Origin of the sequence: Nostoc sp. FACHB-280, from assembly GCF_014697615.1 — a bacterium.
In the GTDB taxonomy this organism is placed as follows: Bacteria; Cyanobacteriota; Cyanobacteriia; order Cyanobacteriales; family Nostocaceae; genus Nostoc_B.
Genome location: NZ_JACJSD010000011.1, coordinates 34,787 through 47,320 on the forward strand (window position 1 = coordinate 34,787; position 12,534 = coordinate 47,320).

Below are 12,534 nucleotides of genomic sequence, written 5' to 3' on the forward strand. Positions count from 1 at the left end.
CAAGCATACAATTATCCTGTATTTGCCTTTTCCTTTGCCCATAGGCTAGACAGGTCTTGTTTGTATAGCCCCAGACTTTCAATATAAAGGGTTTATTTCATACTTGATAAATATTCTCATAATCTAGTCACATGAAAGCTATAATCCTGGCAGGAAGAGAAACTCAGTAGAACTGTTAAAAAAATATTTTGATGTTAAACAAGACAAGTTTAAGGGAATACTAAGTGCAGTTAAAATACTCCCACTATAACTGCAATGTTAGCATTCTCTGATAAAGTGTTCTCTTTAAGTGGTTATCGAATTGTAGAGCAAATTTATTGTGGTAGCAAGACCCTAGTTTATCGAGGAATTAAAGAACAAAATCGACAACCAGTAGTAATTAAACTGATCCGAAATGAATATCCTACCTTCAGTGAAATTGCCCAATTTCGGAATCAGTATACAATCACTAAGGATCTCAATCTACCAGGAATAGTCAAACATCTGTGTTTAGAGAACTATCGTAATCGCTATGCCTTAATCATGGAGGACTTTGGCGGCATATCGCTTAAAGATTGGGGCAGGTATAACAAAGCTACACAAGAGTCTGGGATTACTCTACAAGAATTTTTTCCCATTGCTATTGCGATCGCATCTATTTTAGAAAGTTTACATCGTCATCGGATTATTCATAAAGATATCAAACCCGCAAATATACTGATTCATCCCCAGACTTTAGAAATCAAAATTATTGACTTCAGTATTGCTACCCTCCTCCCCAGAGAAGTTCAATACTTGACAAACCCCAATGTCTTAGAAGGAACACTAGCTTATATCTCTCCTGAACAAACAGGTAGAATGAATCGTGGCATTGATTACCGCAGCGATTTTTACTCTTTAGGTGTCACCTTTTTTGAACTGCTCACCGGACAGTTACCCTTCAACAACACTGAACCGATGGAGTTGGTTCACTCCCATATTGCGAAACAACCACCAAGCCTACATCAAATTAATCCCAATCATCCGCCAATTTTATCAGCCATTATCAACAAATTAATGGCTAAAAATGCTGAAGACCGCTATCAAAGTGCGTACGGACTCAAGTATGACTTAGAACTTTGCTATCAGCAATGGCAAACAAGCGGTAATATAGCCACTTTTGAGTTAGCGACTAAAGATGTTTCTGACCGTTTTCTCATCCCCGAAAAACTCTATGGTCGTGAGAAAGAAGTTGCTACCTTACTTGCAGCCTTTGAGCGAGTTGCTAAAGGTACCACAGAAATGATCCTCGTTGCTGGTTTTTCTGGAATTGGTAAAACCGCCGTAGTCAATGAAGTACATAAACCAATTGCTAGACAGCGTAGTTATTTCATCAAAGGTAAATTTGATCAATTCCAACGAGATGTTCCCTTATCGGCATTAGTCCAAGCTTTTCAAGATTTGATAGGACAAATCTTAGTAGAAACTGATATTCAAATTCGCCGATGGAAAGACAAAATTCTTTCAGCCTTGGGTGAACAAGCCCAGGTAATTATCGATGTAATTCCGGCTCTAGAACAGATTATTGGTAAACAGCCAGCCGTTGCAGAACTTTCTGGAACTGCTGCTCAGAATCGATTTAATTTGTTATTTCAAAGGTTTATCCAGGTATTCAGCACCAAAGAACATCCTTTAGTGCTTTTCTTGGATGATTTACAATGGGCAGACTCCACTTCCTTGAAGTTTATCCAACTCTTAATGAGTCAAACTTCAACCAGTAATAAAGAGTCTAATGTAGTTACACCAGAACTCACAAATAACTTATGGAACCCTGTATTTGAGGAAGAAGTTTGGGAAGGTGATAATGAACAAAAAGTTATCCCCACAGCAGGAAAATTTTTATTAATTGGTGCATATCGTGATAACGAAGTTTATCCAGCACATCCCTTCTGCTTAACATTGCAACAAATTGAGCAAGCAGGAGCAAAAATTAATCAGATTACCCTAACTCCTCTCCATCAAACTCACTTAAATACCTTAATTAGTGATACTTTACATTGTCCTCAAGCAATGTCTATAACTCTGGGTCAAATGGTGTTTGCAAAAACCAAAGGTAATCCCTTTTTTACAACTCAGTTTTTGAAGTTACTACATCAAGACGGCATCATTAAATTTAACTTCGATTTAGGTTACTGGCAATATGATTTGGCAGCAATCCAAGCATTAGTGTTGACTGATGATGTTGTCGATTTTATGGCACAGCAAATCGAAAAACTGCCCCCATTGACACAGAATATATTAAAGATGGCAGCTTGTATTGGACATGAATTTGACTTAAAAACTCTGGCGATCGTCAATGAAAAATCTGTAGTAGAAACAGCCTCAGATTTATGGATAGCTTTACATGAAGGCATCATTTTACCACAAAATGATGTTTATAAGTTGTTTCAAACTGATTCTAAATCAGCAGAAAATACCGAAATTTCTAACTCTTCTCCAGAACTGTTAAACAATAGTTTTGCAGTTCCAAAATACAAATTTATTCATGATAGGGTGCAACAAGCAGCATATTCATTAATTTCGGAAAGTCAAAAGCAGCAAACCCATTTAAAAATTGGCTTGTTACTATTCAACAGCATTCCAGTAGCAGAACGTGAAGATAAGATTTTTCAGATTGTCAATCAATTTAATATTGCATTAGAACTGATCACGGAGCAGACGCAGCGTAATGAACTAGCTCAAATGAATTTTTTGGCTGGACGCAAAGCTTTAGCATCAACAGCTTATACAACAGCAATTAAGTATTTAAAAACTGGAATCACACTCCTCTCATCTGATAGCTGGCAAACGCAATATGAACTTTCCTTAGCTTTGTATGAGACAGCAGCAGAAGCAGCATACCTGGCTGGTGAATTTGAGCAGATGGAGCGATTAATTGATGTTGTGTTAGCACAAGCTAAAACTCTGCTAGAGCAAGTAAAAGTCTATGAAGTCAAAATTCAAGCTTACGGCGCACAAAATAAAGCATTGGAAGCTGTTAATACTGCACTCACTGTTTTACGACAATTGGGTGTTGAATTTCCGCAAAATTCTGATTCATCAGACCTTCAATTAGCAATAGCAGAAATAAAATCAAATCTTGATGGTAAATCAATAGAAAAATTAATTGAATTACCAGAGATGATAGCTGATGAATCACTTGTAATAATGCGTCTTTTATCTGGGGTATCTGGTTGGGTATATCAAGTATATCCTCAACTTTTTATCATGATTGTCATTAAACAAGTTGAGTTATCTCTCAAATATGGTAATGCTAAATTGTCTGCTTATGCTTATGTCCTTTACGGCTTAATCCTGAGTGGAATCATGAGAGATATTGACTCTGGCTATGAGTTTGGGAATCTAGCTGTAAACCTAATCGATAAGTTTAGTGCTGAAGAATTAAAATCCAAAGTAATTCAAGTCTTTTATGCCACTATAGCCCATTGGAAAAAACATACTAAAATTATAATTAATCCTTTATTAGAAGGTTATTCAGTTGGTTTACAAACAGGGGATATAGAATTCGCAGCCTACTGTATTTATAGTCATTCATATTCTTCATATTTTACAGGCAAAGAATTGAATGAATTAGCATCTGATATGGCAAAATATAGTGATGCCCTATCTCAAATCAAACAAGAAACAATACTGAAATGGCATAATATTTATCGCCAAACAGTTTTAAATTTGTTACAGACTCAAGAAAAAGCAATTTGTTTGATTGGTGAAGCTTACAATGAGGATGAAATGATAATAGTTCACCAGCAAGCTCAAGATGGAGTAGGTCTTTTATATTTACACTTTAATAAAGCATATCTCTGCTATCTCTTTCGAGATTTTACCCAAGCGATTAAAAACTTAGATGTGGCAGAACATTATTTAAATAGTGGAATTGGCAATTTAGTTATGCCTCTTTTCTATTTTTATGATTCGCTAGTGCGACTTGATACTTATGATGAGATTCTCACAATAGAACAAAATTCTTTACTCGATAGAATCAAAGCTAATCAGGAAAAGATGCAAAATTGGGCGCATCATGCCCCGATGAATTACCTGCACAAATTTTATTTAGTAGAAGCAGAAAAATATCGCGTTACAGGTAAATATCTAGAAGCGATCGAATCTTATGATCGTGCTATTTCTCTCGCTAAAGAAAACGAGTACATCAATGAAGAAGCTTTGGCTAATGAACTAGCAGCTAAATTTTATCTAGAGTGGGGCAAAGAGAAAATCGCTCAAACTTATCTCACTGATGCTTATTATTGTTATGTTCGTTGGGGAGCAAAAGCAAAAGTTGACGACTTAGCAACACGCTATCCTCAATTACTTATGCCCATACTTCAGCAAGAAAAGCTGAGTTTTCAACTAGCTGAAAGAATCTCCATTCCTACTTATCAATCTATCTCAACTCAAAATACCTATCAAAGCTTTATTGGTTCTAAAACAAGTATTTCGGAATCACTAGATTTGGCTTCTGTAATCAAGGCTTCTCAAACACTCTCTGGAGAAATTGAGATGGATCAACTACTGTCTAAATTAATGCAAGTTGTGATGGAAAATGCTGGAGCCTCTAAATCTGCCTTAATTTTAAGTGGAAATCATAACTCAGAATTAAGGGTCGTAGCTCTCAGTTCTAGTGAAAATTTTGCATCTCTTTCTACACAGTTACCATCTATTTATGCTGAATCCAGCAATGATATTCCGATTACTTTGATTAAATACGTTAACCGCATTAAAGAAGTATTTGTAGTTGATGATGCAAAGACTGTTGATTTCTTAGCGGAAGACCGCTACATTATCAGCAAGCAGCCTAAAAGTCTCTTGTGCATTCCAATTATAAATCAAGGTAAATTGCTGGGTATTCTTTACCTGGAAAATAGTCTAACTACTGGAGCCTTTACCCGCGATCGCGTTGAGGTTTTAAAACTGCTGACCACTCAAGCAGCAATTTCCTTAGAAAATGCCATACTCTACAATAATCTAGCTCAGGCAAATCAAAACTTAGAAGAATACAACCATAGCTTAGAAGTAAAAGTAGAAGCTAGAACGCAAGAGCTAAACAATAAAAATCAACATTTACAAGAAGCATTGCAAGAATTACAACGCACACAAACCCAGTTAATTCAAAGCGAAAAGATGTCTTCTTTGGGTCAAATGGTGGCGGGAATTGCTCATGAAATTAATAACCCAATTAACTTTATTCATGGCAATATTGCTCATGCTAGTGAATATGTCAAAGATTTGTTAGAGTTATTGGCTATTTATCAGCAAGAATGTTCTCATGATTCCGATTTATTAATAGCAAAAGTCGCCGAAATCGATGTAGAGTTCTTGTCTGAAGATTTGCTAAAAATTCTTGATTCTATGGAAGTTGGTAGTTCTCGAATTCGCAAGATAGTTTTAGGTTTGCGTAACTTCTCACGCTTGGATGAGGCAGAAATGAAGACTGTTGATATTCATGAAGGTATTGATAACACCTTGATGATTTTACAGCACAGACTTAAAGCAAAAAGTGATGCTGTGGAAATAGAAGTGATTAAAGAATATGCAAAAATACCTGAAATCAGTTGTTATGCTGGTCAACTGAATCAGGTATTTATGAATATTTTGAGTAATGCGATCGATGCTGTAAATGATTCAAGAGCTAATATTGATAGACCCCAAATTCATATTTATACTGCTCTAAAAGATTCAAATACTTTGCAAGTCCGCATTGCTGATAATGGTTGTGGGATGACTGAAGCAGTTAAGAAGAAAATCTTTGACCCATTTTTTACTACAAAACCAGTTGGTAGTGGTACAGGGTTGGGATTATCTATTAGTTATCAGGTGATTGTAGATAAACACAAGGGTCAGTTAACTTGTAATTCTACTCCTGGTAAAGGAACTGAGTTTGTGATTGAAATACCAATTAAGCAGTAAAGTGACTAAACTTATGACGCAGATGTAATTCCTGTACTTACTAACGACCTATGAGGGTTACGTGGTCTACGAATTAACATCTGAATTCCATTAGTAGGACCAACACCAAAACCTCTCCGATGAAGTTGCTCTGGTTCTCGACTTGCCAAAGCAAGTTGATAATTAGATAGAACTTTTGCGACTACTAGCTTCATTTCAAATAAAGCCAAAGCTTCACCAATACAACGGCGTGAACCACCACCAAAAGGTAAAAATTCGTAAATGGAAAATTGTCTGTCGAGAAAGCGTTCTGGTTTAAATTGATCAGGTTCTGGATATAAATCTTTACGGTGATGAGTAAGATAAATACAGCCAGCTACAACAGTTCCAGTTTCTAATGGATATCCCATCAATTTTAAGGGTTCTTGCACTACCCTAGGCAAAGTCAACATTAAAACTGGATGAATTCGCAAACTTTCATTACAGACTGCTGTCAGATAAGGCAGTCTGTAAATATTCATAGGATCTGGTGATTCACCAAGATTGGCAAGTTCTTCAAGTAGTTTTTCCAGAACTTCAGGCTTGTAGTGAGTCCAGTACAATACCCAAGCCATCGACATTGCTGAAGTTTCTTTGGCTGAAAACATCATCAGTATTAATTCATCTCGCAACTCCTGATTTGTCATTGCTTGGCCTTCTTCGTCTTTTGCTGACATTAGCAAAGAGAGAACATCTATTCGATTTGGATCAAATCTTTGGCGACGTTCGTTAATTTCAGCATAAAGCAACTCATCAATTTGTTGCCGTAACTTCAAAAATCTCCCCCAAGTACTCCATGCACCTAAGTCTTTTTGCAACAAAGGAAACATTAGTAAACTGGAACTAAGTGGTGAACTAAACAAATCTAGAAGCGATGCCAGCAGATACTTTATTTTTTGATAACGTTCACCTTCATATAATCCAAAAATAGTTTGTAGTGTTACCTGTAGAGAAATCTCTTGCATAGCAACACAAGCTGAAAAAGGTTGTTCTACAGGTAAGTTGTCAAAAACTTGTTCAGCTAAGTTACAGATTATTTGACCATAAGCTCGCATTCGTTCTCCATGAAAGGCAGGCATCAACAGTTGTCTGCGTTTTTTGTGAAGGCTACTATCAAGCATAGCAATACAAGAACTACCAACGATTGGTTCTCCTATTCTGTTAAAGCTTCCAGGTGCTGTAAACTGTTTTCTATCGTTGCTTAAAATCTCTTGGATTCCTTGAGGATGACTGACAAATACGACAGTATCTCCAAAACCAACTATACTACCAGTAAAGATATCTGGATATTGCTTATTTGCCTGTTTCATATATCCTACAGGATCAGCAACCCAATGGAGCTTTTGTATCAAAGCAGCAGTTTTCAACTGATTTGGTAGTTGCATACGAATATACCATTACAACATTTTATTGATATCTTTTGAATTTTGAGAAATTCTAGATGAATTGGAAATATTTTCCACCTCAAATAACTTCTAACTAACTTTAGCTAAATCTATTGTTTCAAGGCTTTGATATCTTCCAGAATAGGAATACCATGCTAAATGTCCACTAATCCAAGCATGTATTCCTGATAAATATTGAGCAATTTCATTATCTATCTCTTCTCCATAAGATGGAATACATGCCTCCATTTTAGTTAGATTTTTAACTTCTTGATTGTGCATGTTTACGGCAAGATTAATTGCTGAATTCAAAGATATTTTTTGTTGATTTTGAAGAATTAATACTAAATTATGAACATGGTTAATTGCCAATTCTTTTGGATATGAAAATATATCATTAGACCAGCAAATAATATTGGTAGCCATCCGCTTTATTTGGTTTAAAATATCGTGATTCCTCAAAAAATCTGAAATCTGTAATTTATCGCAGAATTCAGTTAATGCAAGAGAAGTTTCTACTCCTATTGTTGCCCTACGTATATTCATGTAAGTTTCCACACTAGGTATTATTTTCAGCATACTGATATTTGCTTCTTTTTCACAACCGTCAAAATAATCTTCAAAAGTATTAATGAAGTGATTGAATACTTGTTGGCTACCCAATCGTAGCATTCTCATTCTTATATCACTTAAAGCATAACTAAGATGTATATCTTCATTAGTAAGTTTTGCTCCTTTTAATATTTGAATAAACCTTGTATGATAAGCCTTTAATACTTCCGGCTTTAAGGTTGACATATCACATTGGTCATCCCAAATAAATATCCAACTCATCCAATCGTTAGCGACTTTTAGTTCTTCTATTTGACAGCAAGGATAGGTAAGTGCAACTAACATATAAAATTTTGCTTTTAAAAAGCGTTGATATATTAAGTTGTTAGTTAGAAGATTATACTTTGTAACCCAATTTAAAGCAGATTCTTCCAACAGATCAACATATCTATTAACCTGGGAAGGAAATGGGCAGTATAAATCGGGGAAAACCAACTTTTCCATAAGTCCTCTGCAATTGTAATAAGTTTTCAATTCCTGAAGTTTTGGATAGTGGCTAATTCTGAGATTGACACTTGCACTTACAATACTTGCAGCAACTAATTTATGCAGCTAGAAACCAGATATTTAACTCTTATTCATGCTTGATTTACTTTGCAGCCATAAAAAAATAGCTGCAAAAAACACGTTAATTTTGCAGAAAAATATTTGATATCTGCGTATACAAAAATAGTCTCACGCAGAGCCAGATTTCAGCTATGAGCGATAGGTAGCTAAATATCCAGCAATAGCCACCACAAGACACTCACCAATAAATTAGATTTGCTAGAGTATTGTCGAAACTTTAATGAACAGCACCTTAATTTTTATACTGCTTTTCTATGCAGTATAAAATTTGTTTTCGTTTGTTTATGCCACTATATCGAACCAGTCTTGAGACTTTGTTTAATGAAGTTTTAAACTCAAGACTTAAGTTGTTTCACTATTTTTTAATAATTTTCAAGAAAAGATAACTGTAATTCTGTGTAATTAATTAAGTCAAATTATATGTTTTGATACAGCGTGACATAAAATACTAAAATTTTCTAAGTATTTGTAAAATGATTTAGTCAATTTCTTTAATAAATTGATTAATTATATTCTTTCTATAAAAATTTTATTTTTATCCAGATAATACTAGCATTTTAAATCACTTACACTTTAAGTGTAGTTACGATATTGTTATATTTTCCTGACATTCAAAAGATTAAGATAGATAACACTTAATAAAAAAAAATATGTATTTCTTAATTTTTATACATTTTCTTTGTCTTATTAGACATTAACGTAAATAAATGTACAAAGTTATAATTAATACTTCCTCAAAAAGATACATTCAGTATGAATTATTTTCTTCCGTATGATAGTTGAAAAATCTGAATTTTTATGAATGCTGTAATTATTAGGTTGCGGTATAGGCAGGAGCAAATTCAATTAAGCCAAAGTCTTATTTCATAAGGATTTCTCTTTTAGCTTGATAAATTATGCCTATTATCTAGCAGAAGAGATCCTCTTTAAAAGAGAATACTAGCAGGTAAAGGTAAACATCAAAGAAATTATTGCCAGAAGTATAAGATATAACGTTAATTACCAAGCAAATAAGCGTATTACTATAAGTGATTGCGATGAAAAGGCACAATTTTTAGCTTCTGGTTAAGGGCTGGAATAGCGATCGCAACTTGCAGCACGAGACTATTAATCTGATGAATAGCAACTCTCTCAAAGAATTCCATCAGTTACATGTAGCGGTAGTCAGATTAGGACAATTTGAAAGCTTAAATGCCAGGAATGATAGCTCTTTTCCTCCTGCCTCTGGTTGGTGAGCGAACTTGTACTGAGCGCAGTCGAAGTAGCCGAACCACTGCCTCCTGCCTCCTGCCTTCTGCTATTTAGGGTGTAAGTACTCGGTAAAATGGGTGTGTCTGTAAATCTTGTTAAGACACCCAAGTAGCCAATCTGTATGTTCTCAACAGCTGACTTTCTTCAATACACCCAGTGGTCGGGTATTGCTACATTAGTATTTGCTGCCTTAGCAATACTGGCTTTTATTTTTAAATGGGGCATTCGCTTTCGGCTGGTAGGTACAACTGGCTTTATGCTAGTGCTAACAGGCGGGTTATTTGCTCTATCTTTAGTACCCTTAAGTCGCACAGTAATTCCCGGAGCCGGAAAATATACCCTGGTTTATGATAATGGTTCCACCCAAGCAGTAATTTCCATTAATCCAGAAATTTCCCCTTCAGCTTTAGAAGCAACTTTGCGTCAAGCCGCCAGCAATTTATATTCCTATGGTCGTTTAGGTAAGCAAGGCGATAATTCTCTGACAATTCGCGCTCGTACTCTGGTACATCCTGAACCTGGAGTTTCTGTACCGCTTTACCTTGGTCAAATTAAGCGCAATCTGGCTTCACGGGAAGATGTGAATATGTCAGTTGAGATTTATCAAGATAAATTTGCTCAGTTGCCAAAGCCTACTGCTTAGGGACTTCCAACTCAAAAAGTGTAGGTAGGGGGAATAGTGCATCCACTTTCAGCACATAGCCCTCAAACTAAAGTCTGGGGCTATACAAACTAAACCCGCACTTCGACCTTTCGACAAGCTCAGGGCATCGCAAGCTCAGTGACCACCTGCGCGGCTTAAAAACCAATACAGTTCAGTTAAGACTAAAACTCTTTGTTAAAGTCATTTTTTTTAACGAACCACATAGACGCGGTAGCGGCTTCCCGGAGGGTAGGGCGCAAAGAGCGCGAAGATAAGAAATAAGTACTAACTGAACCGTATTGGGTTAAAAACCTTGATTTTCTGTTAGTCCGCCTGCGCGGACTTTGTTTGTATAGCCGAGCCAGTGCGTTGGGGAGATAGCGCCGTGGGCGGGTTTCCCGACTTGAGGCGACTGTCGTCGGCTTTGCCGACTCCCTCACTGGCGTGCGAATTCAATTCGTCGGGGCTAGGTGCAATATGTGAATATCCTCTTTTGAACACATTCACTCACTCCTACACTGGGTAAGTCCTAACTGTGATTGTGGAGCGATCGCATTATTTAGATAATTTTAGTTTTCTGCTAACTTATACGTATATTCCCTAACAGCAAATTCTGATTTTTGTGTTTGGGGAGACATCAATTTTTTTTGTATTTGACTATACAATAGAGATTATTTTTAGATTAAGATATTACTTACTAATTTTATCAATGGAAAAATTTTTAGTGGGTGCTGGTCGTAAGTGATGGTGAGTTTTGTTGATAGGCGACTGCCTTCTCTAAATATTATGTAATCCTACTAGCATCAATACAAATTCAGGTTTTGCCTAACTAATTATTATATGCCCCATCAATCAGCTACTACGTTGTCTACTCAAACATCTAGTTCATTATCAGCACTGGCGATCGCTCCGGCAAAAGTCATCCGTGGATCTGGAGTATTGTCAGCAGCACCAACAGAGATTGCGCTTTTAGGCAGCCGTCCTTTAATAGTTGCAGGCAATCATACTCTAGCGATTACTCAAAATACTTTACAGCCAATTTTAGAACAACAACAGTTGCATACTGCTCAAGCTTCCTATGGTGCAGATTGTTCAGAAGCAACTTTGAAATCTTTAAGGAAGGCGGCGAAAGAACACAAAGCCGACATGATTATTGGTGTTGGTGGCGGTAAAGCATTGGATACAGCAAAACTAGTTGCTTTTCAGTTGCAGTTACCAGTGGTGACAATTCCCACTTCCGCCGCTACCTGTGCCGCTTGGACAGCCCTTTCTAATGTATATTCTGAGACAGGGGCTTTTTTGTATGATGTGGCGTTGTCTCGCTGTCCTGATTTATTGATTCTGGACTATGATTTGATTGCCACCGCACCAAAACACACCTTAGTAGCTGGCATTGGGGATGCGATCGCTAAATGGTACGAAGCCTCGGTGAGTAGCGGACATTTACAACAGACTTTAATTATTGCCGCAGTCCAACAAGCCAGAGTTTTACGCGATATTTTATTCCAAAAATCAGCCGCAGCCTTAGAAAAACCAGGCAGTGAAGTTTGGCAAGAAGTTGTTGATGCAACCGTTTTACTAGCCGGAGTGATTGGCGGATTAGGTGGGGCGCAGTGTCGTACTGTTGCTGCCCATGCTGTACACAACGGCTTAACTCATATTGCCGGACACACCAGCATCCACGGTGAAAAAGTCGCATTTGGTATCTTGGTGCAACTGCGTTTAGAAGAAATGATTTTGGGTAATCAGTTAGCCAGCACTGCTAGGCAACAGTTGTTGAAGTTTTATGCAGAGATTGGCTTGCCCCAACAATTAGACGATTTGGGCTTAGGCAACATTAAATTGAGCGAGTTAAAAACCGCAGCTGAAATTTCCCTCGCACCAAATTCGGATATTCACCGTTTGCCTTTCAAGGTAGGACTGGAACAGCTGATGGCGGCGATGGTTTCGACAACTGCACCCACCGATAGCCGAGAATCAAGCAGTCGGGTGGCAGTAAAGACAAGTGATCAGCCAATTGAAGAGTAAAAAACTTCTGGCTGGCAAAATAAGACTTGATTTTTTGCCAAGATTACCAAACTCAGATTTTGCTCACTTTATAGATTTCTCAAATTGATCCGCAGCCGCCAACTGTGA

The 12,534-nt window shown here is 36.9% G+C and carries 6 protein-coding genes; 3 read left to right on the plus strand and 3 right to left on the minus strand.

All coding sequences use genetic code 11. The annotated features are described in order from the left end of the window. The first annotated feature begins 255 nt into the window (after positions 1-255). A complete protein-coding gene (locus H6G75_RS10420; RefSeq protein ID WP_190979871.1) occupies positions 256-5,922 on the plus strand; it encodes an ATP-binding sensor histidine kinase in 5,667 nt (1,888 codons plus the stop codon). A gap of 11 nt (positions 5,923-5,933) precedes the next feature. Here H6G75_RS10420 and H6G75_RS10425 read toward each other — a convergent pair whose 3' ends face one another. The 3 genes from H6G75_RS10425 to H6G75_RS33505 all read right to left on the minus strand — a co-directional run bounded on the left by H6G75_RS10425 (position 5,934) and on the right by H6G75_RS33505 (position 9,649). Beyond that, positions 5,934-7,325, minus strand: coding sequence for a cytochrome P450 (locus H6G75_RS10425; protein WP_190979872.1), 1,392 nt, complete (start codon positions 7,323-7,325; stop codon positions 5,934-5,936). Between the two features lie 90 nt (positions 7,326-7,415). Next, positions 7,416-8,381 (minus strand): terpene synthase family protein, encoded by a 966-nt coding sequence (locus tag H6G75_RS10430; protein WP_190979873.1) that lies wholly within the window; start codon positions 8,379-8,381, stop codon positions 7,416-7,418. Between the two features lie 1,145 nt (positions 8,382-9,526). Further along, entirely contained in the window at positions 9,527-9,649 is a 123-nt protein-coding gene (locus tag H6G75_RS33505) for a hypothetical protein (RefSeq protein ID WP_277884086.1), read from the minus strand. Between the two features lie 227 nt (positions 9,650-9,876). On the opposite strand from H6G75_RS33505, the gene H6G75_RS10435 reads away from it, so the two are divergent. Further along, a complete protein-coding gene (locus H6G75_RS10435) occupies positions 9,877-10,398 on the plus strand; it encodes a Ycf51 family protein (RefSeq protein ID WP_190979874.1) in 522 nt (173 codons plus the stop codon). Positions 10,399-11,238: 840 nt separating this feature from the next. Then, positions 11,239-12,426 (plus strand): iron-containing alcohol dehydrogenase family protein, encoded by a 1,188-nt coding sequence (locus H6G75_RS10440; RefSeq protein ID WP_190979875.1) that lies wholly within the window; start codon positions 11,239-11,241, stop codon positions 12,424-12,426. Positions 12,427-12,534: the final 108 nt, after the last annotated feature.